Annotated in this window: 25 protein-coding genes and 3 tRNA genes; 6 read left to right on the top strand and 22 right to left on the bottom strand. The window is 67.8% G+C overall.

Going from position 1 to position 24,340, the window contains the following annotated elements:
* Positions 1-472: 472 nt before the first annotated feature.
* From ACSGC5_RS10075 to ACSGC5_RS10065, 3 genes are read right to left on the bottom strand one after another with little or no spacing between them, the layout of a single operon-like run.
* Complete coding sequence (locus ACSGC5_RS10075; RefSeq protein ID WP_434970488.1) at positions 473-1,168, bottom strand: hypothetical protein; 696 nt, start codon at positions 1,166-1,168, stop codon at positions 473-475.
* A 22-nt stretch (positions 1,169-1,190) separates the two neighbouring features.
* Complete coding sequence (gene cls, locus ACSGC5_RS10070) at positions 1,191-2,705, bottom strand: cardiolipin synthase (protein ID WP_434970487.1); 1,515 nt, start codon at positions 2,703-2,705, stop codon at positions 1,191-1,193.
* Positions 2,706-2,758: 53 nt separating this feature from the next.
* On the bottom strand, positions 2,759-2,947 hold the full coding sequence (locus ACSGC5_RS10065) for a hypothetical protein (protein WP_434970486.1): 189 nt from the start codon (positions 2,945-2,947) through the stop codon (positions 2,759-2,761).
* Between the two features lie 109 nt (positions 2,948-3,056).
* Here ACSGC5_RS10065 and ACSGC5_RS10060 point away from each other — a divergent pair, with 109 nt between their 5' ends.
* Entirely contained in the window at positions 3,057-4,166 is a 1,110-nt protein-coding gene (locus ACSGC5_RS10060) for a DUF4192 domain-containing protein (protein WP_434970485.1), read from the top strand.
* 16 nt (positions 4,167-4,182) lie between these two features.
* Here ACSGC5_RS10060 and lysS read toward each other — a convergent pair whose 3' ends face one another.
* The 12 genes from lysS to tilS form a co-directional block, all read right to left on the bottom strand.
* Positions 4,183-5,742, bottom strand: coding sequence for a lysine--tRNA ligase (gene lysS, locus ACSGC5_RS10055; protein WP_434970484.1), 1,560 nt, complete (start codon positions 5,740-5,742; stop codon positions 4,183-4,185).
* A 76-nt stretch (positions 5,743-5,818) separates the two neighbouring features.
* A complete protein-coding gene (locus tag ACSGC5_RS10050; protein WP_434970483.1) occupies positions 5,819-6,529 on the bottom strand; it encodes a DUF2520 domain-containing protein in 711 nt (236 codons plus the stop codon).
* Positions 6,511-8,067, bottom strand: a complete 1,557-nt coding sequence (locus tag ACSGC5_RS10045) for a PH domain-containing protein (RefSeq protein ID WP_434970482.1) — start codon at positions 8,065-8,067, stop codon at positions 6,511-6,513. The genes ACSGC5_RS10050 and ACSGC5_RS10045 overlap by 19 nt, the downstream gene beginning before the upstream one ends.
* Positions 8,064-8,591, bottom strand: a complete 528-nt coding sequence (locus ACSGC5_RS10040) for a PH domain-containing protein (RefSeq protein WP_434970499.1) — start codon at positions 8,589-8,591, stop codon at positions 8,064-8,066. Before ACSGC5_RS10040 ends, ACSGC5_RS10045 begins: the two co-directional genes overlap by 4 nt.
* Positions 8,592-8,691: 100 nt before the next feature.
* A complete protein-coding gene (locus ACSGC5_RS10035) occupies positions 8,692-9,183 on the bottom strand; it encodes a DUF3180 domain-containing protein (protein ID WP_434970481.1) in 492 nt (163 codons plus the stop codon).
* The gene (folK, locus tag ACSGC5_RS10030; RefSeq protein ID WP_434970480.1) at positions 9,180-9,713 is read right to left on the bottom strand and encodes a 2-amino-4-hydroxy-6-hydroxymethyldihydropteridine diphosphokinase; all 534 of its coding nucleotides are present in this window, start codon (positions 9,711-9,713) and stop codon (positions 9,180-9,182) included. Before folK ends, ACSGC5_RS10035 begins: the two co-directional genes overlap by 4 nt.
* Positions 9,710-10,090 carry a dihydroneopterin aldolase gene (folB, locus tag ACSGC5_RS10025; RefSeq protein WP_434970479.1) on the bottom strand — a complete coding sequence of 127 codons (381 nt, stop codon included), beginning with the start codon at positions 10,088-10,090 and terminating at the stop codon, positions 9,710-9,712. Before folB ends, folK begins: the two co-directional genes overlap by 4 nt.
* Positions 10,074-11,039 carry a dihydropteroate synthase gene (gene folP / locus ACSGC5_RS10020; RefSeq protein WP_434970478.1) on the bottom strand — a complete coding sequence of 322 codons (966 nt, stop codon included), beginning with the start codon at positions 11,037-11,039 and terminating at the stop codon, positions 10,074-10,076. The genes folB and folP overlap by 17 nt, the downstream gene beginning before the upstream one ends.
* 1 nt (position 11,040) lies before the next feature.
* Entirely contained in the window at positions 11,041-11,625 is a 585-nt protein-coding gene (gene folE / locus ACSGC5_RS10015) for a GTP cyclohydrolase I (RefSeq protein WP_434970477.1), read from the bottom strand.
* A gap of 9 nt (positions 11,626-11,634) precedes the next feature.
* Positions 11,635-13,641: an ATP-dependent zinc metalloprotease FtsH gene (gene ftsH, locus ACSGC5_RS10010; protein WP_434970476.1), complete on the bottom strand. Its 2,007-nt coding sequence runs from the start codon at positions 13,639-13,641 to the stop codon at positions 11,635-11,637.
* A 148-nt stretch (positions 13,642-13,789) separates the two neighbouring features.
* A complete protein-coding gene (gene hpt, locus ACSGC5_RS10005) occupies positions 13,790-14,341 on the bottom strand; it encodes a hypoxanthine phosphoribosyltransferase (RefSeq protein ID WP_300590955.1) in 552 nt (183 codons plus the stop codon).
* A 22-nt stretch (positions 14,342-14,363) separates the two neighbouring features.
* A complete protein-coding gene (gene tilS / locus ACSGC5_RS10000; protein ID WP_434970475.1) occupies positions 14,364-15,359 on the bottom strand; it encodes a tRNA lysidine(34) synthetase TilS in 996 nt (331 codons plus the stop codon).
* A 192-nt stretch (positions 15,360-15,551) separates the two neighbouring features.
* Between tilS and ppa the strand changes: the two genes are divergently transcribed.
* The gene (gene ppa / locus ACSGC5_RS09995) at positions 15,552-16,085 is read left to right on the top strand and encodes an inorganic diphosphatase (protein WP_300590953.1); all 534 of its coding nucleotides are present in this window, start codon (positions 15,552-15,554) and stop codon (positions 16,083-16,085) included.
* A gap of 94 nt (positions 16,086-16,179) precedes the next feature.
* Here the strand turns inward: ppa and ACSGC5_RS09990 are convergent, their stop codons facing one another.
* Together ACSGC5_RS09990 and ACSGC5_RS09985 are read right to left on the bottom strand one after the other, a co-directional pair.
* Positions 16,180-17,514, bottom strand: a complete 1,335-nt coding sequence (locus ACSGC5_RS09990) for a peptidoglycan DD-metalloendopeptidase family protein (RefSeq protein ID WP_434970474.1) — start codon at positions 17,512-17,514, stop codon at positions 16,180-16,182.
* A 127-nt stretch (positions 17,515-17,641) separates the two neighbouring features.
* Complete coding sequence (locus ACSGC5_RS09985) at positions 17,642-19,393, bottom strand: CocE/NonD family hydrolase (protein WP_434970473.1); 1,752 nt, start codon at positions 19,391-19,393, stop codon at positions 17,642-17,644.
* 174 nt (positions 19,394-19,567) lie between these two features.
* Between ACSGC5_RS09985 and ACSGC5_RS09980 the strand changes: the two genes are divergently transcribed.
* The 4 genes from ACSGC5_RS09980 to ACSGC5_RS09965 all read left to right on the top strand — a co-directional run bounded on the left by ACSGC5_RS09980 (position 19,568) and on the right by ACSGC5_RS09965 (position 20,458).
* Positions 19,568-19,640, top strand: a tRNA-Glu gene (locus tag ACSGC5_RS09980).
* 20 nt (positions 19,641-19,660) lie between these two features.
* Positions 19,661-19,734, top strand: a tRNA-Asp gene (locus ACSGC5_RS09975).
* A 67-nt stretch (positions 19,735-19,801) separates the two neighbouring features.
* Positions 19,802-19,874, top strand: a tRNA-Phe gene (locus ACSGC5_RS09970).
* Positions 19,875-20,143: 269 nt separating this feature from the next.
* Positions 20,144-20,458, top strand: coding sequence for a hypothetical protein (locus ACSGC5_RS09965; protein WP_434970472.1), 315 nt, complete (start codon positions 20,144-20,146; stop codon positions 20,456-20,458).
* Positions 20,459-20,810: 352 nt separating this feature from the next.
* Here the strand turns inward: ACSGC5_RS09965 and ACSGC5_RS09960 are convergent, their stop codons facing one another.
* The 5 genes from ACSGC5_RS09960 to ACSGC5_RS09940 form a co-directional block, all read right to left on the bottom strand.
* A complete protein-coding gene (locus ACSGC5_RS09960) occupies positions 20,811-21,329 on the bottom strand; it encodes a hypothetical protein (RefSeq protein ID WP_434970471.1) in 519 nt (172 codons plus the stop codon).
* Positions 21,330-21,812: 483 nt separating this feature from the next.
* Positions 21,813-22,943 (bottom strand): hypothetical protein, encoded by a 1,131-nt coding sequence (locus tag ACSGC5_RS09955; RefSeq protein WP_434970470.1) that lies wholly within the window; start codon positions 22,941-22,943, stop codon positions 21,813-21,815.
* An 18-nt stretch (positions 22,944-22,961) separates the two neighbouring features.
* Entirely contained in the window at positions 22,962-23,195 is a 234-nt protein-coding gene (locus tag ACSGC5_RS09950; RefSeq protein WP_434970469.1) for a hypothetical protein, read from the bottom strand.
* 73 nt (positions 23,196-23,268) lie between these two features.
* Positions 23,269-23,586: a hypothetical protein gene (locus tag ACSGC5_RS09945; RefSeq protein WP_434970468.1), complete on the bottom strand. Its 318-nt coding sequence runs from the start codon at positions 23,584-23,586 to the stop codon at positions 23,269-23,271.
* Positions 23,583-24,335 carry a hypothetical protein gene (locus ACSGC5_RS09940; RefSeq protein WP_434970467.1) on the bottom strand — a complete coding sequence of 251 codons (753 nt, stop codon included), beginning with the start codon at positions 24,333-24,335 and terminating at the stop codon, positions 23,583-23,585. The genes ACSGC5_RS09945 and ACSGC5_RS09940 overlap by 4 nt, the downstream gene beginning before the upstream one ends.
* Between the last annotated feature and the right edge of the window lie 5 nt (positions 24,336-24,340).

The raw sequence follows: 24,340 nt of genomic DNA, 5'->3' as shown, positions 1-24,340 counted from the left end.
TGGTGTGAGCGCGTCGGGAAGCGGTGCGGGGCGAGGCATCTGAACACGGTCGCACCTGGTCCGCACGGCGGGCCGCATCGGGTCCCCGCCCACGAAAGGTGTGCACCCGCTGCCCGCTGGGGAGGACACGAACGCAGTCGGCGCGGGCCTGTTCAGTTGCCGCTATCTGCGCGAACGCGATCGGCCCCACGGCGTGTTGCGGCAATCGAACAGAACGCGCCGGACCGGTCAGACCGCTCCGTTGCCGCGAACCGCGCGGCTCGCACCGGCCCCACGGCGTGTTGCGGCAATCGAGCGGATGCGGCAAGACGCCCGTCCGCTCAGTTGCCGGAAACCGCGCGGCTCGCACCGGCCCCACGGCGTGTTGCGGCAATCGAGCGGATGCCGCAATCGAGCGGATGCCGCAATCGAGCGGATGCGGCAAGACGCCCGTCCGCTCCGTTGCCGCACACCGCGCGGGCGGTCGAGCCGGTCAGTCGCTGGTGCCGTAGATCGGGATCGTCGCGTCGATCGAGTCGCCACTGAGCACGAGCTGGACGTCCTCGACGCCCGAGAGGCCGTCGGCGAACGCGAAGTTCGTGCGCGGTGCCATATCGGCTGTGCAGACCTGGTCGGCCGGCGGCTCCTGGAAGGTCACGGTCACTTCCGCCTCGTCGGTGACCTCGCTAGTCTCGACGACCGGCACGCACCCCGAGGACCCCCACGTGAGGATGACGAACTGGCCCTGCTGCTGAGTCCAGCCCGCGGTGGGCTCGTAGTCGGTCGTGCCGCCGGGGCCTGCGAGACCCTCGACGCCCGCGAGAGACACATCGCCGTAGTAGCCGTCGCCGGTGACCCAGATCTCCAGGTCCTCAGAGGGGTCAACCCCGTCTGGCACGGTGACAAGAGTTGCGCGCGGCACGAGATCCCGTGTGCAGGCGGTGTCGGCATCCGGCTCGACCAGTTCCACCGCGAGGGCGCCGTCGGAGTTGATCTCCGCCGACTCCGCCGTGGGAACACACGTGCTGGAACCGGAGGTCACGACCGCGATGATCCGGCCGTCGTCGAGCCAGGCGGCCTCGACGTCGATCTGCTGACCGGAAGGGGCGTCCGAGCTGCTGAGGCATCCGGTGAGGCTGAGAGCGGCTGCGACGCCGAGGACCACGGATGCGAGAACACGGCGCTTCATGATGCTCCTTAGACGAGCGCTGCTACTGGAGTGCAGAGGTGAGACGGGCAAGGTTATCCAACACGGTAGACCTGAGCGGTTGCTTCAACCACTCGTCGAGGGTCAGTTCGCGGCTGAGCGCTCGGTACTCGGCCTCCACGCGGCGCATCTCGGCGACGAACTCCTCGCCACGCACCATCATCGAGATCTCCATGTTCAGCCCGAAGGAGCGCATGTCCATATTGCTCGAGCCGATGACGGCGACGTCGTCGTCGATCGTGAGGCTCTTGGAGTGCAGGATGTAGGGCTTCCGGTACATCCAGATCTTCACGCCCGCACGCAGCAGCGCCTCGTAATAGCTGCGCTGCGCGTGGTACACCATCGCCTGGTCGCCCTCTTCAGACACGAACAGCTCGACGTGGATTCCGCGCTGGCACGCGGTGACCAGCGACAGGAGCAACGACTCCTCGGGCACGAAGTACGGGCTGACGATGATGATCTTCTCGCGGGCGGCGAAGAGCAGCCCCATGAACAGCTTGAGGTTGTTCTGGTACTCGAACCCCGGCCCGGAAGGCACGATCTGGCAGTCGAGGTTGCCGTCCAAGGACGCAACGGATGCCAGGTCGACCTGATCGGCGAGCACCTCACCCGTCTCGGCATACCAGTCCGAGAGGAAGACCACATCGATCGACGAGACGACCGGGCCCTCGACGCGCGCCATCAGGTCGACCCAGTGCAGGCCACGCTTGATGTTCTTCTTCAGGTTGTAGGTGGAGTCGGTGACATTCTGCGAGCCGACGAACGCGACGTTGCCGTCGACCACCAGAAGCTTGCGGTGGTTACGCAGATCGGGCCGCTGCCACTTGCCCTTCAGCGGCTGCACCGGGAGCATGAGCTTCCACGCGGCGCCCATCCGATCCAGGCGCCGGAGAGTCTTCTTGTAGAACGGCTTGCCGCGGTTGGCCCAGTGGTCCAGCAGCACCCGCACCGTGACGCCGCGCGCCGAGACCTCCTCGAGGGCCGCGAAGAAGTTGTCGGTCGAGGCATCCGTCTGCAGGATGTAGAACTCGACGTGCACGTAGCGTTCGGCGAGCCGGATCGCATCGGCCATGGCGTCGAGGCTCGCCTGGTACTCGGAGATGAGGGTGGCCTGGTTGTCGCCCGTGAGCGGCATCGCCCCGAGGTTGGTGTTCAGAGCCACAAGGCTCGTGAACCACGGGGGCGCATCAGGCCGGAGGGTTCCGACCGAGACGCTCTCGCCGTTCTCACGCAGCGCGGTGTTGATCTGCTCCTGTTGCTGACGCCGTTTGCGCGGCAGCCGCGGGTTTCCGATCAGAAGGAACAGCAGGACGCCGACGATCGGGATGAAGTAGATCGCGAGCAGCCATGCCATCGCCGAGGTCGGGCGGCGGTTGCGCGGGATGACGATGATCGCCGTGACACGGATGGTGACGTCGAACAGGAAGACCGCGAGCAGCCACCAGAACGCCAGGTCGGGGAAGTCGATCGTGACGTCGATGTCACCGGAGGTGAACGGAACGAGCTCCGCAGGCCCCATGGGTCCGCTCCCTTCGCCGAGACGTTCTCACGCCAGCGTAGTGGGAAGGGGGGTCACTGCTCGGATGCGGCGGGCGCCGGCGGCAATCCGCGCGCGGCGCGCTCTTCGGCTTCGATGCGCGCGTACTCGCGCCGTTCGTTGCGGTCGGCGCGAATGATGCTGCGGAGCACCCAGAAGAACAGGGTCGTCACGACGATCGTGGGCAGAATCGCCCACAGCGCCGCCACCCAGAAGCTGTCCACCTCTCCAGGATACGCGGCCCTCTCTCCCCAGGCCGCGCCGAGCGCCGCCTATCCCCCTCCGCGGGGAGAGTCGACAGCCGGGGCGCCGCCGACGCGCAGGCTCGTGGCCATGACTCCGATCATCCACGCGACCTCACCCGCCGAGTTCCTCACCGTCGTCCCCCGCCTCCTCGGCTTCCTGCCGCAGCGCAGCGTCGTGCTCGTGCCGTTCCGGCGCGGCCGCAGCCGCGGGGCGCTGCGTCTGGACCTGCCTCCGAACGACGATCGCGCCGACGAGATCGCCGCGACGATGATCGGGCTGGTGTGCCGGGTACCGGAGGCGGATGGGTGCGCGATCGTCGTCTACGGCGACACGGATGCCCCGGCTCGCGCCCTGATCGCGGGGGTCGAACGGCGAGCCGAGGCCTGTGGCGTGCGGATCGTCGAAGCGCTGTGGGTGACCGGCGGTCGATGGGGATCGTACGCGACCGCCGAGACCGGCACGGTTCCGACCTCGGCGCAGCTTCCTCCCGGAATCGAGCAGACCGCGCCGCCCGAGGCCGATCAGTTCTCGGGCGCGGAGCTGGTCACCCTGGACGCGGGCCGATCGGCAGCGGTCGAGACCGCCTGCGAGTCCCTCGACCATGCCGTGCGAGCACTCGCGCTCACCGACCCGGAGAACACGGCCGCGCGTGTTCTCCGGGTCGATCCCCGGGGGTTCGCCGCGGTGTGTCTCCTCGATGATCTCCCGGCGTTCGTCGAGAGACTGCTGAGCGCGGATCCGGCCACGCTCGACCCGTTCGAGATCGCGGTCGCGGCCTGGACGCTGGGGCGACCGTCGCTGCGCGATATCGCGCTCATCTGCTGGGTCGACGGCATCGACGCCGGGGATGAGGCGGCGCAGGCACAGGCGCGGTGGGAAGACGGTGACCAGTACCCGAGCGAGATCGCGATGCGGCTGTGGGGCGAGGGCCCGCGACCGTCACCCGAGAGACTCGGCCGTGCACTGGCCCTGTCGCGCCACATCGCCAGTGCCGTGCCGTCGTCGTGGCGTCCGGGGCCGCTGGCAGTGTGCGCCTGGTTCTCGTGGGCACTGGGCAGATCGACGCACGCCGACCTGTTCGCCCGGCAGGCGAGCGAACTCGAACCCGAACACGGCCTGGCCGAGATCGTGCGATCGTTCGTGGGAGCCGGTCATCTGCCCGATTGGGCGTTCCAGCTGGGCGAGCCCGAGGACTGACCGCGTGCGGTCAGCGCTACTTGACGAGCGGGAACAGGATGGTCTCACGGATGCCGAGACCCGTGATCGCCATGAGGAGCCGGTCGATCCCCATCCCCATACCGCCGGTGGGAGGCATCCCGTGCTCGAGCGCACGCAGGAACTCTTCGTCGATGCGCATGGCCTCGTCGTCGCCTCGCGCGGCGAGCTTCGCCTGCTCCTCGAATCGCTGCCTCTGGATGACGGGGTCCACGAGCTCCGAGTATCCGGTGGCAAGCTCGAACCCGCGAACGTACAGGTCCCACTTCTCGACGACGCCGGGGATCGAGCGGTGCTCGCGCACAAGCGGGCTGGTGTCGAGGGGGAAGTCCATGACGAACGTCGGCCGCACGAGCGTGGGCTTGACGAAGTGCTCCCACAGCTCTTCGACGAGCTTGCCCGGGATCGGATGCGGCGGCAGGTCGACCTCGAACCGTTCAGCGATCGCGGTCAGCTCCTCGAGCGACGTCGACGCATCGACGCGGGGCGCCGCATCCGTTGCTCCCCAGGCAGCCTCGAGCGCGTCGTTGAGGGAGTCATACATCGACATCCGCTCCCACTGGCCGCCGAGATCGTAGACCGTGCCGTCGGCCCAGGTCACCTCGGTCGACCCGGTGACGGCGATCGCGGCGTTCTGGATGAGCTCCTGTGTGAGGTCGGCGATGCCGTGGTAGTCGGAGTAGGCCTGATAGGCCTCGAGCATCGCGAACTCGGGGCTGTGGGTCGAGTCGGCCCCCTCGTTGCGGAAGTTGCGGTTGATCTCGAACACGCGGTCGATGCCGCCGACCACGGCGCGCTTGAGGAAGAGCTCAGGCGCGATGCGCAGGTACAGCTCGGTGTCGAAGGCGTTGGAGTGGGTGATGAAGGGTCGAGCGGATGCGCCGCCGTGCTGCACCTGCAGCATCGGCGTCTCCACCTCGACGAACCCGTGGGCGGCGAACGTGTCACGCAGGCTTCGGTTGACTCCGGCGCGGGCGAGGACGGTCGCGCGGGCCTGGTCGCGAACGATCAGATCGAGGAACCGACTGCGGACGCGGCTTTCTTCACTGAGCTCTGAATACAGGTTCGGCAGCGGCAAGAGCGCCTTGGCGGCGATCTGCCACTGCGCCACCATGATCGACAGCTCGCCGCGCCGGCTGGAGATCACCTCGCCGGTCACCGAGACGTGATCGCCGAGGTCGACGAGTTCTTTCCATCGCTGCAGCGACTCTTCGCCGACAGCTCCCAGCGAGACCATCGCCTGGATGCGGCTGCCGTCCCCGGCCTGCAGCGCCGCGAAGCACAGCTTGCCGGTGTTGCGACTGAAGACAACGCGTCCCGCGACCGAGACGGTCTCGCCGGTCTCCTCGCCGGCCTCGAGGTGCGCGAACCGTTCCCGCACCTCGGCGATGGTTGCCGTCACCGGGACACTCACGGGGTAGGCGCCGCCGGCGGCATCCGCTCGCTCTGCCAGCAACCGCTCGCGCTTGGCCAGCCGCACCGCCTTCTGCTCGAAGACGTCGTCCTCGGGGGCTTCGGAGGAGGCGTCCGCGGGCGCGGCGGAGGGTGTGTCGGTCATGAGGGGGACTCCTTGAAAATCGTCGCCCAGTCTATCCGCGGGTCACCGCCGCCCCCGTCGGCGCCGGACGGAGGCGTCACTCGGCGGGTGGACGAACCGAGTCGGTCCCCGCCTCGACGAGGGCGTGGTCCACGGTGGTGTGCATGAGTGCCGCGAGGTAACGGCCGGGCTCGGTGACCCCGGCGGAGCGCAGCAGGTCGGTGGCCTGACGGATGATCGACCGTGAGAAGTCGGTGGCGGTGGCGATCCCTTCCGCGTAGGCAGCCCGATGCGCCTCCGCGACGACGACCGGTTCGCAGCCGAGCTCGACCGCGAGGGCCTGCGCGATCGGCAGCACGGGCGTGGGCGCAGTGACGGCGGCATACGCCCCGACCAGAGTCCGCAGGTCGATCGAGGTGCCCGTGAAGGCGATCGCCGGATGAATGGCCAGCGGGATCGCGCCGCGCGACATCGCGGGGGCCAGCACATCGGTGCCGAACCACGGGTCGGTGTGCAGGACGAGCTGCCCTGGCTGCCACGCGCCGAGTTCGGCAAGTCCCGCGACCAGCCCCTCGAGTTGATCGTGCGGGACCGCGATCACAACCAGCTGGCTCTCACGCACGACATCCTGCGGGTCCCGGGTGGGGACCCCCGGAAGGATCGCGGCCGTGCGATCGTCATCCGACCCGCCGGTGATCCCCACGATCGCGTGACCTGCTCCCGCGAGCGCCGCACCGATGACAGGGCCGACCCTGCCGGCTCCGATGATGCCGACGCGCAGCCGGTCGCTCACTGCGCCCCTGCCCATCGGTGTGAGCGGTCGGCGGCCGCGGCGTGGATCGCGCCACGCTCGGCGGCGTCGAAGAGCCGGAGCGCGTCATCGCGATCGAGGATGCCGAGGCTGCCCGAGACTCTGCCGACAACCGTGTGGGCGCGCACATTGGCCACCCGCAGCGACCGATCCAGCGGTCCTTGGCTGATCTCGAGACTCTGCATCCGTGCCAACGGGATGACGGCAAGTGTCCGCCAGATCCTGCCGCGACGCAGGAACAACGCATCGGTGCCGAGCCAGAACCCGTTGCGGCGCCACGAGAGCGGTCGCAGCAGGCGGGCGCGGCGCGGCGTCGTCGTGTACGGGTCGTCGGGAACGGGCCCGAGCGCGCCGTTCTCGACGATCATCGGCCAGTCCGCTTCGGCCAGGTCAGGCAGGATGAGCCGGAGCACGCGCTCGACATCTGCTCGGTCGCCCACCGGCAGCACGGTGCCGAACTGGTCGTTGGCGCTGTCGCTCGCGCTGCGTCCCGAGAGCCGGTTGATGCGAATCGCCCACCAGCCGAACGGTCGCCACATCAGCGGCTGCGTGACCTCCACGGCGTGGATGCGGCCCGGCGGGATGATCTCGGTGACCGTCGTCAGCAGGCCATAGGTGATCCGCACTCCGCTGGATGTCGGGGCGATCGAATACCGCAGAGACCGGGTGATCGAGCGGATCCAGTAGGCACCGAAACCGAGGACGGCGGGCACGACCGCGAACAGCAGCCAGCCCGTGGTGGTCACCGCGCCCGTCACGATGGCCGCGATCGCGACGACCAGGACGATCGTCGATCCGGTGAGGGTCTGCGAGGCCACGAGCCGGCCCACCGGGATCGAGACGACGGACTCGGGCTCGGCGACGGGAGCTTCGGCGCCCGCGATCAGGCCGGTGATCCCCGCCGACACCGTCTGGGATGCCGAGGGGCGCGTGCGCGTCTGTCCGGTGGCGGCGAGCTGCCTGCCCGATGCGAGTCGCAGGATGTCGGCGCGAACGGCTTCCGCGTTCGCCGTCGACAGGTACTCGAGCTTGACGTTCGAGTCGAGGCCGGCACCGACCACTTCGAGCTTGGCGAGTCCGAACAGGCGGGCGATCGTCGGGCGGGTCAGGTTCACCCCCTGCACACGGTCCAGCGGTGCGCGACGGTGGGAGCGGAAGACGACGCCGGTGCGCACTTCGACGTCGTCGTCGGTGATCCGGAAACTGTGGAAGCGCCATCCGAGGTAGAACAGTCCCACGAGCACGATCACGATCGCGATGACCCCGAGCGTCGCCACCAGGATCAGGTTGTGCGAGACGACGTAGTCGACGGGATCCCCGGGGATCGACCCGCCCTCGAAGCCGGGGGCGAGCCAGGGCAGGAAGATCGCGATCAGCCGGTCGCGCATGTTCGCGACGATCACGCCGGCGACGATGACGAGCACCAACCCGCCCCGGAACAGGGGCGTGAGGGGATGCATCCGGTGCCACTCGCCGTCGCTGAGCGGCGAGCGCACCTCCGCTGCCGGCGGCGGCGTGGGTGCGGCGTCGGTCACAGTCCGGTCCGTCGCGTCTCGGCGACCGCGATGAGAGTGTCGCGCAGTTGTTCGGCGGCTGCTTGCCGGATGCCGGGGATCGCCACTCCCGTCGTGGCTGCCGCCGTGACGAGCTTGAGCTGCGCGATACCGAATCCGCGATCGAGCGGTCCGTGGGTGATGTCGACGAGCTGCATCCGCCCGTACGGCACGGCGACCACCCGCTGCCAGAGAATGCCCTTGCGGAAGACGAGGTCGTCGTCCCGAAGCTGATAGCCGTATGCGCGAGCCTGTCGCGGGGTGACCGCAATCGTGATCGCGAGGACCACCAACAGGATGCCGGCCGGGATCCACACCCACCACATCCCGAACGCGAGCCAGCCGACCAGCGCCGCGCCGAGCACGAGGAGCAAGCCGATACCGGTGGAGATGAGCTGAACCCACACGTACTGCCGCGCAAGCTGATGCCACGTGCCATCCCCCAGCGGCAGCCGGTTCGGCGACCGGGGCTCGAGGACCTCCGAGAACGTGCCCTGATCGGAGATGGCGTCGTCGGCCGTGTGCGCCGGGCGGTCGGGGGTGTGAACCGGCTCGCTCTCGCCGTGTGCCGTACCGGCGGGCTCGCCGCCGGGGACGCCGGATGCCTCAGTGTTCGTGGGCTCCGAAGCCGGGGTCGACGCCTCCGGGCTGTTCGTCATCGTCGTCCTTCCGGATCGTGCACAGATACTCCGCCACCAGCCCCGCCGCGACCAGGAGGAGCCCGGCGCCCAGCGTTGCCAACTGGGTCGCCATCGAGCCTAACGGCGGGACGACCGGTCGCGTCAGGAGGAACGCCACCAATCCGCCCGCGAAGCCGACGGCAGCCGCGCCGAGCAGGCTTGACGCCTTGGCGAGCATCGCGATACGCAACGCGCGGAAGGGGTTGATGGGGGCGCGGGTGTGCCCGCGGGACGCGCGCCATACCGGGATGGCGAGCGCGACGACGATCGCGCCCAGCGCGATCAGCAGCACGGGAAGCGTGATGAGCGGGGTGAACGTCGCCCGCCCCGTCGCGGTGAGGACCTGGTTGACGAGGAAGCCGCCGCACAGGGCGATGACGGCGGCGACGATCAGGATGCCGGGACCGGTACGTTTCACGGGGTGTCCCGAAGTCGGTCCCGCAGCTCGGCGACGCGCCCCGCGCCGACCAGGTGCGCATCCGGATCGATGCTCAGCCACGGGGTGAGCACGAAGTCACGCGACGCGGCGCGGGGGTGGGGAAGGGTCAGGGTCGGGGTATCGCAGACCACGTCGCCGTACGCGATGAGATCGAGGTCGAGAGTGCGGTCACCCCACCGCTCGCGCCGGACGCGACCGTGCCGGTCCTCGATGGCCTGCAGATAGCTCAGCAGCACCGTCGGTGCGAGGCGTGTGGTGACGATGGCGACAGCGTTGAGATATCCGGGTGCGTCGGGATCGGGACCGTCCACAGTGACGGCGACCGACTCCATCGGCTCGGAGGCGCGGACCGCCGACACCAGCGGAAGCCGCTCCAGGTCGGCGAGCGCCGCCGCGAGGGTCGCGTGTCGGTCACCGAGGTTCGCGCCGAGGGCGATCACGGCCTCCGCGGCGGGCGCCGCCTCCGCGGGCGGGGGTCCCTCGGTCCCCTCGGCCAGCCGCCGACTCATGAGCCGGCCCCCGCATCACCGCGCGTGATCGTGACCGACACGTCCGCGAACTTCTGCGCGATCGGCGCCTGGGGCTTGTGCACCGTCACGCGCACGATCTGCACGCCCGAGAAGGCGAGCACACGGTCGGCGATCCGCTGCGCGAGGGTCTCGATGAGATTCACCGGCTCCCCGGCGACGATCTGGGCGACAGCTTCCGCCACCTCGCCGTAGTGCACCGTGTCCATGACGTCGTCCGAGCGCGCCGCGGTGTCGGCGCGGACGAACAACGTGAGGTCCACGACGAAGTCCTGGCCGTTCTCGCGCTCGTGCGCGAAGACGCCGTGGCGCCCGAACACCCGCAGCCCCTCGAGGCGGATCTCATCGAGCGGGTACATCGGGTCCCCCCCACAGCTCCGCGATCCGCAGGGCGTCGCGGGTCGCAGCGACGTCGTGCACGCGAACTGCCCACACTCCCGCGAGTGCGGCAAGCGCACTCGTCACAGCCGTCGCCGTGTCACGCCGCGCCTCGGTCACGGCACTGGTCTCGGTCGCGGCGCTGGCGTCAGCGCTCGACGGCTCCTGCGGATCGGCTTGTGCGCCCGCTCGTACGGCGCCGGCTTCCGTCCGCTCCGCGAACCGCCGCTGCGCGGTGCTCCGCTCGATGAAGCGCCGCTGCGCGTCGACGGATGCCTCGGCCAGAGCTTCCGCGAGGAACCGCTTCCGGCTCGTGCCGAGGAGGACGCGCTGCCCCGCCGCACCGAGGTGGGGAAGGGCGCGAAGAACGTCCCAGTTCTGCTCGGGGCGCTTTCCGAACCCGATGCCCGGGTCGACGATGATCCGATCGGCGGCGATGCCTGCGCTCCGGGCCGCCGCGACCCGCTCGGCGAGTTCGGCGGTCACTTCTGCGGCGACATCCGCGTACTGGGCAGGCGCGTACATCTCCCGAGACGGGCCGCGCCAGTGGCCCAGCACGATCTCGGCGTCCGTTTCGGCCACCGCCGGGAGCATCGCCGCATCCGCGAGACCGCCCGAGACGTCGTTGACGATCCTCGCCCCCGAGTCGACCGCCGCGAGCGCGGTGGACGCGTTCATCGTGTCGATGCTGATCCATGCGCCACGCTGCGCCAGGGCACGGATGACCGGCACGACCCGGTCCCGTTCGATCGACGGATCGACCCGCTCGGCGCCGGGGCGCGTCGACTCGCCGCCCACGTCGAGGATGTCGGCGCCCGCCGCCCACAGCGCCAGACCGTGCGAAATCGCGGCGCCCGTGTCGAGGTAGCGGCCACCGTCGCTGAACGAGTCCGTGGTGACATTCACCACTCCCATCACCAGCGTCGACATGTCAGCTCGCTCCGATGAGCGCGATCAGTTCCGCGCGCGCGACGGGTTCTTCGTAGGCGCCGCGCGCCGCGATCGTGACCGTTGAGGCATCCGTCTGGCGCCCGCCGCGCATCGTGACGCACTCGTGGGTGGCATCCAGCACGACGAGAACGCCTCGGGCGGCAAGGGATTCGAAGATGGTGTCGGCGATCTGTTCTGCCAGACGCTCTTGCACCTGCGGCCGCGCAGCGAGCACATCCACGACCTTGGGCAGCGCACCGAGCCCCACGACCTTCTCCCCCGGGAGGTAGGCGATGTGGGCGTGACCGCGAAACGGCAACAGGTGGTGCTCACAGACCGAGCGGAACAGGATGTCGCGCACCATGACCGCTCCCGAGGGCAGCGTTTCGGGCGCCGGACCTCGCGAGATCGAGATCGTGTGCGCCAGGGGCGCAGCGGGGTCTTCGCCGATACCGGCGAAGAACTCCGAGTAGGCATCCGCCACCCGCTCCGGGGTCAGCTTGAGACCGGGACGGTCGGGGTCTTCCCCGATCGCCCCGAGCAGTTCGCGCACCAGTGCGGCGACGCGTTCACGGTCAACGGCCACCAGGCGAGCCTACGCGGTCGCGGGACGCGCCTGTCCGGTCGGCCTGCGTCGCGGCGCCTTCTCGGCAGGGCCGGAGTCGGCCTCGGTCGATGCGGCGACGCTGGACGGCGCGGGACGACGCGGGACCTCCACGGGCGGGAGCACCGACACGGGACGCTGCTCGCTCGAGAGCCACTGCGGGCGCTCGGGCAGCTTCTTCACGTCCTTGAAGATCTCCTCGATCTCGAGGTGGTCGAGCGTCTCCTTCTCGAGCAGTTCGAGGGCGAGCTTGTCGAGGATCTCGCGGTTGTCGTTGATCACCTGGTAGGCCTCGTTGTGAGCCTGCTCGATGAGGGCGCGCACCTCGGCATCCACCCGCTCGGCGATCCGTTCGGAGTAGTCGCGACCGTGACCCATGTCACGACCCATGAAGACCTCGCCGGAGCTCTGGCCCAGCTTGACCGGACCGACATCCGTGGTCATGCCGTACTCCGTGACCATCTTGCGCGCGATGTTCGTCGCCTTCTCGATGTCGTTGGAGGCGCCGGTCGTCGGGTCGTGGAACACGATCTCTTCGGCGACACGGCCGCCCATGGCGTAGGTCAGCTGGTCCTGCAGTTCGTTGCGGGTCACGGAGTACTTGTCGTCAAGCGGCATGACCATCGTGTAGCCGAGGGCTCGCCCGCGCGGCAGGATCGTGATCTTGGTGACGGGGTCGGTGTAGTTCATCGCCGCCGCCGCGAGCGCGTGACCGCCCTCGTGGTAGGCCGTGATGAGCTTCTCTTTGTCTTTCATGACGCGCGTGCGGCGTTGCGGGCCGGCCAGTACGCGGTCGATCGCCTCGTCCAGCGCACGGTTGTCGATCAGCTGCGCGTTGGAGCGGGCGGTCAGCAGCGCCGCTTCGTTGAGAACGTTCGCGAGGTCGGCGCCGGTGAAGCCGGGCGTCTTGCGGGCGACGACTTCGAGGTCGACGCCGTCGGCGAGCGGCTTTCCGCGGCCGTGCACCTCGAGAATGCGCTTGCGTCCCTGCAGGTCCGGCGCGTCCACACCGATCTGGCGGTCGAAGCGTCCAGGGCGCAGCAGCGCGGGGTCGAGGATGTCGGGACGGTTGGTCGCGGCGATGACGATGACGTTGGCCTTGGGGTCGAAGCCGTCCATCTCGACGAGCATCTGGTTCAGCGTCTGCTCGCGCTCGTCGTGACCGCCGCCCATGCCGGCTCCGCGGTGACGGCCGACCGCGTCGATCTCGTCGATGAAGATGATGGCGGGGGCGTTCTCCTTGGCCTGGTTGAACAGGTCGCGCACGCGGCTCGCGCCGACGCCGACGAACATCTCGACGAAGTCCGAGCCCGAGATGGAGTAGAACGGCACGCCGGCCTCGCCGGCCACCGCACGGGCCAGCAGTGTCTTGCCGGTTCCGGGAGGGCCGTACAGCAGCACGCCCTTGGGGATGCGGGCGCCGACGGCTTGGAACTTGGCCGGCTCCTTGAGGAAGTCCTTGATCTCCTGCAGCTCTTCGATCGCCTCGTCGGATCCGGCGACGTCCTCGAAGGTGACGGTCGGGGTCTCCTTGGTCACGAGCTTGGCGCGCGAGCGACCGAACTGCATGACCTTGCTGCCGCCGCCCTGCGCGGACGAGAGCAGGAACCAGAACAGCACACCGAGCAGCAGGATCGGCAGGAACAGGGAGAGGAACCCGTCGAACCACGTGGCCCGCGGGACGACGTCGTTGTAGCCGTCGACGGGGTTGGCGGCGTCGATCGCGTTGACGACCTCCTCGGCGCGAGCTGTCACGTAGTAGAACTGCACGTCGGTCGCGCCCTCGTAGGGCTCCGAGAGCGTCATGTCGACACGCTGATCACCGTCGGTGTTCACGACCTCCGTCACGGTGTTTCCTGCCAGCAGGTCGAGTCCCTGCTGGGTCGTGATCTGCTTCGCGCCACCGAGGCTCGAGATGAGCGTGAATCCGATGATGAGGAACACCGCGATGAGCGCGACGTACAGCAGCGGGTTGCGAGTGAGCTTCTTGAAATCCATGGTTCGGGGTGAACCCGGTCCCTCCGTCGATCAGGCGCCGCGCCGCGCGGGAACGCGGGAACGGTGGACTCAGGGTATCGCGGGCTTGCTATGCCACGACTGAGCATTCGCCCACGGCGTACCGGGAACAGACCGCGCGAAGGGCCCGTCAGCTGTAGACGTGAGGGGCGAGGATTGCGACGTCGCGGAGGTTTCGGTACTTCTCCGCATAATCGAGACCGTAGCCGACGACGAACTCGTTCGGGATGTCGAATCCGATGTAGCGGCAGTCCACCTCGACCTTCGCGGCATCCGGTTTGCGCAGCAGCGCGAAGACCTCGACGGATGCCGCGCCGCGCGACGCGAAGTTCGTCAGCAGCCAGCTGAGCGTGAGGCCCGAGTCGATGATGTCTTCGACGATCAGGACGTGCTTGCCGTGCAGGTCGGTGTCGAGGTCCTTACGGATCTGCACGACACCGCTCGATCGCGTGCCGGTGCCGTAGGACGAGACCGCCATCCAGTCCATCGTCATGTGCGACGGCAGCGCGCGAGCGAAGTCGGCCATGACCATGACGGCGCCCTTGAGAACGCCGACGAGCAGGAGTTCCTTGCCCGCGTAGTCCGCCGTGACCTGCGCGGCGATCTCCTCGAGTTTGGCCTGGATCTGCTCCTCCGTGACCAGAACGCGGGTGATGTCGGACTGGACCTCCTCGGCACGCATGCCTCCGAGTGTACGGGGACGGTCAGCGGGCGGTGAACTCGATCCGTCCACTGACACGGGCCGCGCGGCATCCGGGCAGATCGATCGGTCCCTGCCCGCGCCAGCCGGTCACGAGGCGTGCGACATCGAGGGTCTGCGAACGCGTGAGGCTCTGGCCGAACTCGGCGGCGACGACATGACGGATGAGGCGATGCCGCAGCGCCGCGGGGTTGGCGGCCAGCGCGCCGACCGACAGCGAGATCCCCGCCTCGGCGTGCTCGACGACGTCTTCGATCATCTCGTCGATCATCTCCGCGAACGCCTCGGCGTCCTCGCGCAGCTGGCTCGCCGTGCGCGCGAGCGCCTCCGCAACCCCCGGTCCGAGCTCCCGTTCGAGCACGGGAAGCACCCGCTCGCGCACCCGCACGCGCGCGTAGCGGGGGTCGGTGTTGTGGGGGTCGGCCCAGGGTGCGAGGCGCTCCGCCGCGCACGCGGCCTGAGTTGTCGTGCGCCGCACCTCGAGGAGGGGACGCAGGATGACACATCCGTCGTCCCGTTCGCTGACGGGCGCCATGCCCTGCAGGCTCGCCGTCCCGGACCCGCGGGCAAGGCCCAGCAGCACCGTCTCGGCCTGATCGTCGAGAGTGTGGGCGACGAGGATCGCGGCTGCGCCGGCCTCTCGGGCGACGGCATCGAGGGCACCGTATCGCGCGTCACGAGCCGCAGCCTCAGGTCCTGCGCCGTCACGCACGACGACGCGCACGACGCGGGCGGGGAGGCCGAGCGCCTCGGCTGTCGCCGCGGCGCGGGCCGCGACCTCTGCCGACCCGTCTTGGAGGCCGTGATCGACCGTCACCGAGATCGCCGTGACACCTCGCTTCGGAGCCTCGAACGCCACCGCCGACGCGAGCGCCAGCGAGTCCGCTCCGCCCGAGAGCGCGACGATCACGGTCCCGCGCTCGGGAACAGTCTCGAGTGCGCCACGCACCGCCCGGCGCACCTCCGCGACGGCGGGATCCAAGCCCGGGCGAACGTCCACGCCGCAACGCTACCGGGCCGCCCGCGTCTGCTCACCCGTCACTTTCCGTCTCCCCCGACATCGGCGCGGCCGGGCACCCCGCCGAACCGGTCTGGCGAGGGGAGTCGGCTCCGTCGCGACAGGCGTGGGAGCGCGGAATCCGGCGCACTAGGCTGGTCGCGGCACCCCGTCACCGACAAAGGAGCACACAGTATGGGCGCGTACGACGCCGTCATCGAGATCCCCCGCGGCAGCCGCGTGAAGTACGAAGTCGACCACGGCACCGGACGGGTCTTCCTCGACCGCATCCTGTACACCGTCTTCGGCTACCCGGCCAACTACGGCTTCTTCGAGAACACCCTCGGCGAGGACGGCGACCCGCTCGACGTGCTCATCCTCCTCGACCGGGACCTCTACCCCGGCATCCTGGCGAAGGTCCGCCCCGTGGGCGTCCTCAAGATGAGCGACGAGGCCGGCGGTGACGACAAGGTCGTCGCGGTCCTCGCGAAGGACCCGCGCTGGGACCACATCCAGGACGTCGCCGACATCCCCGACTACACGAAGAAGGAGATCGCTCACTTCTTCGAGCACTACAAGGACCTCGAGCCCGGCAAGTGGGTCAAGGTCGATGACTGGGCCGATGCCGCCGAGGCGGAGCGCCTGATCGCCGAGGCCGTCGAGCGCTTCGACGAGCACGAGGGCGAAACCCGCACGCAGGGTGAGGGCGAAGCGCCCAACACGCTCTGACACCCGCGCCCCTTTTCACGGAAGCCGCGGTATCCGAGACGGATGCCGCGGCTTCCTTTGTTCTCGACCGGCGTGACGCGCGTGAGCGGCCGGATCAGAAGTACACGCCGCGGGCGGCCATGAACCCGGACGGGTTGACGGCGGCGCCGTTGACGTAGGTCTCGAAGTGCAGGTGGCAGCCGAAGGAGTTGCCGGTGTTGCCGACGCTCGCGATGACCTGACCGGCCGACACCTGCTGACCGTAGCCGACGAAGATGCCGCCCTGGCGGATGTGGGCGTAGCCGGTGCCGATGCCGCCGCCGTGGTCGATCTTGATGTAGTAGCCGTAGCCGCCGTTGTATCCCGCGTAGACGACGCGACCGGATCCGGCAGCGTAGATCGCGGCGGAGCATCCGGGGGCGAAGTCATAGCCGTAGTGCCAGCTCGAGGAGCAGTAGTTCGCGTTACAGACACTCGAACGGGGGCCATAGCCCGAGGAGACGTACCCGGAGGACGGGCGCGCCCATCCGCCACCCGTGACGGCGCCGCCGTTGCCGCCCCCCGCGGCTGCCTGCTCGCGCGCGATGCGCTCCGCTTCTTCACGCGCCTTGCGCTCTGCCTCTTCGCGCGCCTTGCGTGCCGCCTCCACGCCCGCCTGGTAACCGGCGACCGTCTTCGCGGTTTCGTCCTTCAGCGCAGACAGCTGAGCCTCGAGCTCGCCGAGGTGCGCGGTCTGATTGTCGAGTGCGACCTGTGCAGCTGCGGCGGCTTCTTGCGCTGCCACCATCTTCTGCTCGGCCTCCTGCTGCAGGCGGTCGCGCTCGTTGCGAGCCTGCACAGCCTGGTCGCTGAGGCTCTGCGCGGAATCCCGCGCCGTGACAGCCTCGGCATAGACCGTCTGGTTCCGCTCCAGGAGCTTGTCCATCGTTCCGAGCCGCGCCAGCAGCTCATCGGCGCCGACCGCCGAACCGGAGAAGAACAACTGCATCGCGGTGTCATCGCCGCCGTCGCGGTAGAGCTGCGCGGCGATGCGTCCCGCCTTCTGCGCGGCCTCATCGGCGGCAGCGGCCTGCGCGTCCGCCTGGGCCTGCAGGTCGTCGGCACGTTTGGCGGCGTCGAAGAAGGCCTGCTGGGCGACGTAGAACTCATCGGACAGCCGCTGGGCCTCGGCCTGGGTGCGCTCGACTTCGGCCGTGAGGTTCTGAATGAGCCCCTCGATGCGGGTGACTTCACGCGCCTTGGCGGCTTCGTTCGCCTTCGCGTTCTGCACGTCATCCCAGCTCGGATACGACTGGGCAAACGCCGGCGCGAGGCTGAACGCCGAGACACCGCCGAAGAGGGCCAACCCGCCCGCGATTCCGATTCCGAGGGCGGACCGGCGCGAGAGCACGCGGAGCTCACGCGGCGTGGGCGCGCAGCCGCACTCTTCCGGGCTCGAGTCGAGCTCCACCAGATCCTCCTGTCACGCGGGACGTCTTCACACTAACAACACCAGTCACAGAAGCAACAGGTTTCTCGCGGGTGTCGATACTGGGCATCCGTCGCCGCGACAACAGCGCGCCGCCCCGCGACGCCGCTCACGGGGCCTCCCCGAGCCACGGCTCGTCGAGCGATCCGGCCGGCGGGCGGTGCCCGAGCAGGAGCGCCGACGGATGCTCCGGGCCGGTGTGCACGATCGCAACGCCGCCCCGGCGGCGGGCGTATCCAGCGGGGAAGCTGCCGGTGACGGGATTGCGGCTATGGACCCACCGTCCCCGCAAGACGAGCCTCAACTCATCCCCGGCGCGGAAGCGGGTCGCCTGCTCGCGTAGCTCGATGTCGACCGGGCGAACCTCGCCGGGCCGCAGTGGCGAGAGCTGCGCGAACGTGTGCACGGGATGCAGGTCGCTCGACAGGTCGGCATCGAGGTCGCGGAATCCCACCCGCTGCCACCCGTACGACATCCAGGCGCTGTCGAAACCGTACGAGCCCTCGAACGGCACGACAGCGCCGTCCGAGACCTTCCGGATGCCGACGAACAGCGTGAGGTCGTCAGCCCCGCGCGCTGCCACATGAAGCCGCAGCGCCATCGGCCCGATGATGTCAGTGTCTTCAGGGATGCGCCACCTCCACTCGAGTCCGGGACCATCCACCGCGAACCCGGTCTGCACCGTCGCCCTCGGCACGGCGTCGGTGAGGCATCCGTCCATCCCGTCCAGGTGCAGTCTCCGCATCCGCAGATCCGGCGGCGGCCATTCCGGCTCCGCAGTCACCGCGACCGGCACCGGCCCGCGCTCGTAGACGGCCAGGCGGACCGGTGCGAGCGCGTCCCAGCCGTTGTCGATTCCCCGCAGCGTGTGATCGAAGAAGCGGGCACGGATGCGGGCAGCATCCGTGCTGTAGTAGGTCGACCACTTGCCGCCGCGGTGGGTATAGAGCCAGCGGGCGGGACGCTCCGGAAGCGCCCGCCCGGCTCTGCGGAAGACCTCGAAGGAGCCTCGCGTGTGGAGGTTGTGGTCGGAGAAGCTGCCGCAGACCAGTACCGGCACGCCGATGCGGTCGATGTCGGGGGTGCGGTCGCGGTACCACTGGCCGCGCGTCGCGTGCCTCGCCAGCTCGCGGCGCAGCGGCGGCGGGGCGAGTCGGGCGGCGCGGGATGTCATCGTCGTCCACAGCACCGCGAAGCCGTTCTCTCGGATGCCGCCGGGCCAGGCGAAGTCGCGGTAGAGGTCGCTGAACCCTTCCCACGGACAGATCGCCGCCAGGTGCTCCGGGCGACGGGCGGCCACGGCGTACTGCGAGATCGCCAGGTACGAGACGCCGTCGAGACCAACCCTGCCGCTTGACCACGGCTGCGTCCCGGCCCACGCGATCAGGTCTTCGTAGTCGTCGGCTTCCTGCGTCTCGAACAGACGCGCCACGCCTTCGGAGGTTCCGCCGCCCCGGGCATCCGCGTTCACGATCGCGTATCCGCGCGGCACCCAGAACGCGGGGTCCGGCGCCTCCCATCCGGTCCACGCGGAAATGCGGACGGGACTCGGCTGCGGGATGATGCGATGCTGCGGGTTGACGGCGCGGCGGTTCTTCGCCCGCGCCGGGATCTGGTCTTTCCCATAGGGATGGGCCGACACGATGACAGGCACCGGATCGTCGCTGCGCGGCCGGAAAACGTTGACCCGCAGCACTGTGCCGTCCCTAACGGTGACAGGGACGTCGTGTTCGATGATCCACTCGGGTTCGTCGGTCGCGATCTCGAGGCGGGGCTTGGCGAACAGACGGATGCGGCGCACGACGCGACCGAGGAACCACGCGGGCGAGTGGCGGAATCTCTGCGGGGACGGCACCGGCACGGGGCCGACGCTACCGCCGACGCCGCTCCGCTGAAGGCAGACCCGCGCGGGGAGGGCAAGGTCACCATCCGTGTGTCGCGCCGTCGATTGGCGCATCCCTCGGGTATTGCGTATGCTTGACCGTCGGTAAGCGTGAGCGCCCGCGGTCCTCTCGAAGGATGCTGGAGTTCATCCGGCCCCATCGTTTAGCGGCCTAGGACGCCGCCCTTTCACGGCGGTAGCACGGGTTCGAATCCCGTTGGGGTCACCCTACAATTGAATAAGCATGGCCCTGTAGCGCAGTTGGTTAGCGTGCCGCCCTGTCACGGCGGAGGTCGCGGGTTCAAGTCCCGTCAGGGTCGCTCCGAGCGACGGGCCCTTTTTCGAGAGGGCCTTTCGTCTAGGACGCGGCATTCACGGATGCCGTGAGGCTCTGTAGCTCAGTTGGTAGAGCGCACGACTGAAAATCGTGAGGTCACGGGATCGACGCCCGTCGGAGCCACTGGGACCCTCGTGTGGCTTCTACACACGGGGGTTTCTTCTTTCCCTGGTAGAACGTCGTTTCTCTCTAGGCCGTTTGACGAACGGAGCATTGAGGGAGAGCTGATGCCGGTGCCAGCTCGCGATTCCGCTCCGCAGCTGGGCCGGTCTGGGGCCGGTCAGGACAGAGTGGAGCACGGGCTGAAAGTTTGCAGGGTCAGCACATCCCCCAATAGATTCTCCCTCAATCGCGACAGCGCCCGCTCCGTTGGACTCCGGGAGAGGTTTCAAATGCCTAGGCCGTATCAGACGTGGACGCGAGCACAGATCGCGGATAGGACGCTGGAGATCGCCACTGCCAAGACAGAGCTCGACGCCCACATAGCCCGAGTCAAGTCCGGAGACATCGACGTAAGCGACCTAGCAGGCAGAGGACACTCCCCTGAGATGCTCGAGACGATCAAGAGTATGCGCCGGTCGAACATAATCATTGAGTTGACCAATCAGCACATCTCCTACTCGAAGGAGCAGCAGGCGTTGAACTTCGAGCTTCACGTTCGGGACAGTCCCGACCTCGTCCGAGAGTTCGGTCCCGGAGCGGACTGATCACACGCAGAGGAGCATTATGTCGACACCGAAAGAGCAAGCGCAGGCCACGCTAAGGCGGCTCGAAAGTGAGCTCGCGGCGGCGAAGCTCGTTCTCGAAGGCCATCTGCGCACGGAGAAGCAAGACCTCGAGCGAGGCTTCGATAAAGTCGGCCCAGCGCGGGCCGCGGTCAGAAATGCGGAACGCGCGGTCGACACGGCTAGAAACGACCTCAGAAGACTTAATTAGCCTGCCTATCCGGGTTTGAGGGGATCCCAGGCGCCACGAAGGGAGTCGCGCCCAGGCAATGAGATCCTCACACATTGGCTGCAGACGTCGGAGCACGCCGAAAAAGCCAAGGCGGCATAGATGTCAGCGGCGAAGTTCGGCATCGCGCGTGAAGATCGGCGGCAAGACGCCGCTCCCCACCGCGACTAGGCTTCGCGCTAGCACATCCACCATTGGTTCTTGACCTGAGGGTCCTTCCCAAGCTGGACGATCTATGACGAAGGATCCATCCGCCTCTCCACGAACGACCCATTGAACGAAGAACGACGGCCCGATGTCCGTCGATGTGGCGTCGGCATCCGGACCAAGGCGTGGCGTCTCGATTTCCATCTCGCCGTCCTCGTCGATCAGAAAGTGTGAGTAGGTGCCGTCTTCTTCAAGCATCAATGTCGATCTGTAGTCGCCAAGCTGTCCTTGGCCGACGCCATAAAAGGACAGTGGCCACGCGCCCAATCCCCGCGTTGAGCGGTATGGACCACCCTTTTGCCTGAGATGAGGATTCATTGTCCAGACTGCCTGCAGGAAGGTCCGTGTCAATGCTGCCTGTTCGCTTCCGCCCTCGAGCAGGAAGTCTCGCGCACTTTCATTCGTAAGACTAGCCACGTCACCTAACCCCGGTTCCGTAACCGCCGAGCAATGTCAGCTTCGATCTCTCGCTGCTGACTCACGCCGTACTCGCGGGCAAGGCTTGCGGCGGCCGACTGAATCTGCCCCTGCGTTACGTTAGTCGCGAGGCCTGCCGCGAAGATGAGCGCCTTGACTACCTCACTTATCTTGAAATCTGGAACGCTAGCCATCGGACCTCCCCCGGTCAAGGCAGCACACAGAGTTTCGGTGCCGCCAGATACTTTCACGGACTCGTTCACTCTTGAGACCGACACCCCAAAGCACGGGCGATTGTTACGATATCGAACCCATCCGACCGACGGTAGACCGAAGATAAACCTATCGATCAGCGTCGACGACCCGAAAAGGTCAACTTCGGTATCACGCCGTCCTGACATGAACACCGTAGAGTTGTGGCGCCTGACGAGCAGGCTGAGCCAGCGTGTGGTCGTTTCCTACGGCGGCCTCGTTGCGCGACGGTCAGCCTGTCCGAGAGTGAACGCACCCCGGCTCGGCGCATGCAGGAAGAGGTCCCGCCGGGCTGTTGAACGCGATCGTTCGATGTGCCCGCCAGACGTTTCCAAGATCCACTTTCGGGAGCGCCTCCTTGAGCGCTCGCAACGCGTTGTCGGAGTACCTACGGTGCTTCGACCTACCAAACACAAACTCGTGAGAGTAGGTGTCGTCGTCCGCATCGAGCCCAAGGTGACGACGCAACGCGAGTGCGTGATTCTGCTTGAGGCCGGCACGAGCAGCGAGGTCAAGTGGCCCCATATAGAACTTCTTCTGCAGGTCCACCGTCCGGATGGCCGCAGGCTCCATGGCGGGATCGGTCGTGTAGCTCACCGGCAGCCCGCCTGACCTCACGACCCGGACTTCAACCGTGAGGCCAGCACCGCTCGTACTCGTCGAGTAGCCGCTCAGTTTAGGGAACACCTGCTCCCTGGTCTTGCCCTCACGGATACCTCGTGCCACACGGCGCACGTCGGTTTCGCTAACTTCTGCCGCGCCTGGGTCAGCGAGCGCTTCGGTTGCGAGCAGCGCTCGAATGCGGGCGTCCGCTTCAGCCGAGGCTCGACGGCCCGGGCGCAAGAGGCTCGCTACCCGTTCATATTCACGATCAACCAGGATGCTCAGCTCCTGCGGGGGCTCCGCGCTGATCGGCAGCACCCTGCTTGGGAGGTGGTCAGACAACCGAACGTCGAACACCCGCATGAGGAGATCGTCGAACAACGTCACAGCAGCCCGAACGTACAGGTAGAGCATGCCCTCGTCCACGACGACATACCAATGTTGCTCGGCGTCGCGCAGCGCATCGAGCGCCCGTATCGTGCCGGCCTCGTCGTCCGTGAGCTTGATGCCGTCCGTCTGCTGAGCGAGATTGATTGCTCTTTCGAGGCCGATTGACTTGCCCGATCGACGGTCGAACACCTGGACCTTCTTGGAGTCGAGCGCGCCCTTCAAGAGCATTTCGAAGGCGTGCTGAAAACTGAGCAGCACGGTGGTCAAGCGGCCTGCGTCCTCAAGGCTGTTGAACGCCGTGACGCCGTTCTTGAGCGAGGCCACGGCTTTCCCCCGCAGCACCCGAACGTTGTAGGGCTCCCTCGGCATAGGAGCAGAGTACTGATGTCACCGTGCGGGGTGAACGTCGGGACAATCGGCGAGGCAGCAGCCGCACATCGGATGCTCGACGGATCCAGCGTCCGCGTCGTTCTCGCAGACGCAAACCGCACAGGTGCAACGCGTGCCGCGGGTGGGGAGATCGAGTTCGATGCGCTGCTCGTCGTCGATCTCGGACGCGAATACGATGTCGTACTCGATCCCGCCGAGCACCACCAAACGATCTTGTTCCTGATTTTTCATAACCTGCCAGGATAGCGCCACCCTGACCTGAGTGAATGAGCGGTCTGCGCCCGGTGGGGCACCTCAACTGAACTCAACGACTCCCGTCCGCTTCGTCCAGCCGTCGAGCGATCGCCTCGTAGGTGTCCTCGTCAATCAGGTCCGAAACGAAGGCGTGGTAAACGGCATCGAAGCTGTTGGGCCGGCGCTCTCCCCAGTCGTCCAACAGGCCCACCGTCCTGTGCTGCGGCTCGTACTCCCACGACTGCAAAATCCGGGCAAGCTCTCTGCGCGAGATGTCACCGCGCGCGGCGGCCCGAACCGCGTCCATCGCATTGGCGAACCGGTCATCCCCGTGGGCACGTGACGCCTCGGCACCCCTCCCGCTCGCCCCATCAGCTCGCTGATTCACGTCTCGCTCCGAAAGATGCTTAGTGCCCAGCCGGGAAGCTGAACGTCCTCCGCCAGAGAATCATGAATGGATGACAGCGGAGGAGGGACAAGCCAATCGCTCCACCTCTCTGTCTCCCCCCGATCGCCAAATGCAAACCTGTCAGGACGCTCCCACGCGTCCCATGCGAGATCGAGCACGTGATGCTCGATGACGAGTGCGGCCCATCTGTTCGCGAGGGTCATGCGGTCGACCACGACAGCGGCCGCGCCGCCCACCGCAGATATTCGCTTGCTGCCGACTCGGGTCAGACCCACCTTGTACTGCGCGAACTGAGGCAGATGGAGCAGGTAGACCTGATGCGGCTCCCACCACCCAAGCTCGACGTGCGGGTCGTCGTGAGATCGCGGCGGGTGCGTCAGGGATGTTCTGGCGTACCCTAGCCAGCTGGATCGAATTTCCTGGATGCGCTCGAGCGGGTTGTTCCGGGCGAAGATCTCCCAGACGAAGGTGACCGTTTCCGCGGAGAGGTCGACTTCAGCCCGACGATCGGCGCGGAGCCATGCCCTGCTCTGCGGCTGGCGGGGAATGGACTCCCACCAGTAGGGCTTCACCCGCGCCTGGTCAGGCAGTGGCCGACCGATCACGGCTTCGATCTCAGCGAACGACAGGACGGCGTCCTCTACCGGATCTATGCCGCGCAAGTAGTCGCCGAGCGGCGTGTACACGAGTTCGAGCCGGGACAACGGCTGAGGGGATTCTGTAGTCATGCTGT

The sequence above is a fragment of the Microbacterium sp. bgisy207 genome, from assembly GCF_965345035.1.
Classification (GTDB): Bacteria; Actinomycetota; Actinomycetes; order Actinomycetales; family Microbacteriaceae; genus Microbacterium.
The sequence above is the reverse complement of the archived record's forward strand: the minus strand, read 5'-3'. Positions and strand labels throughout refer to the sequence as shown.

What these genes read in the sequence shown, in the direction of transcription:
- ACSGC5_RS09940 (WP_434970467.1), bottom strand. Translation starts at nt 24,335, where the DNA reads ATGACTACAGAATCCCCTCAGCCGTTGTCCCGGCTCGAACTCGTGTAC.
- ACSGC5_RS09965 (WP_434970472.1), top strand. Translation starts at nt 20,144, where the DNA reads ATGCCTAGGCCGTATCAGACGTGGACGCGAGCACAGATCGCGGATAGG.
- folB (WP_434970479.1), bottom strand. Translation starts at nt 10,090, where the DNA reads ATGTACCCGCTCGATGAGATCCGCCTCGAGGGGCTGCGGGTGTTCGGG.
- ACSGC5_RS10075 (WP_434970488.1), bottom strand. Translation starts at nt 1,168, where the DNA reads ATGAAGCGCCGTGTTCTCGCATCCGTGGTCCTCGGCGTCGCAGCCGCT.
- hpt (WP_300590955.1), bottom strand. Translation starts at nt 14,341, where the DNA reads ATGCGTGCCGAGGAGGTCCAGTCCGACATCACCCGCGTTCTGGTCACG.
- folP (WP_434970478.1), bottom strand. Translation starts at nt 11,039, where the DNA reads ATGTCGACGCTGGTGATGGGAGTGGTGAATGTCACCACGGACTCGTTC.
- ppa (WP_300590953.1), top strand. Translation starts at nt 15,552, where the DNA reads ATGGGCGCGTACGACGCCGTCATCGAGATCCCCCGCGGCAGCCGCGTG.
- ACSGC5_RS10050 (WP_434970483.1), bottom strand. Translation starts at nt 6,529, where the DNA reads ATGGGCAGGGGCGCAGTGAGCGACCGGCTGCGCGTCGGCATCATCGGA.
- folK (WP_434970480.1), bottom strand. Translation starts at nt 9,713, where the DNA reads ATGAGTCGGCGGCTGGCCGAGGGGACCGAGGGACCCCCGCCCGCGGAG.
- cls (WP_434970487.1), bottom strand. Translation starts at nt 2,705, where the DNA reads ATGGGGCCTGCGGAGCTCGTTCCGTTCACCTCCGGTGACATCGACGTC.
- ACSGC5_RS09955 (WP_434970470.1), bottom strand. Translation starts at nt 22,943, where the DNA reads ATGCCGAGGGAGCCCTACAACGTTCGGGTGCTGCGGGGGAAAGCCGTG.
- lysS (WP_434970484.1), bottom strand. Translation starts at nt 5,742, where the DNA reads ATGACCGACACACCCTCCGCCGCGCCCGCGGACGCCTCCTCCGAAGCC.
- ftsH (WP_434970476.1), bottom strand. Translation starts at nt 13,641, where the DNA reads ATGGATTTCAAGAAGCTCACTCGCAACCCGCTGCTGTACGTCGCGCTC.
- ACSGC5_RS10060 (WP_434970485.1), top strand. Translation starts at nt 3,057, where the DNA reads ATGACTCCGATCATCCACGCGACCTCACCCGCCGAGTTCCTCACCGTC.
- ACSGC5_RS09950 (WP_434970469.1), bottom strand. Translation starts at nt 23,195, where the DNA reads ATGAAAAATCAGGAACAAGATCGTTTGGTGGTGCTCGGCGGGATCGAG.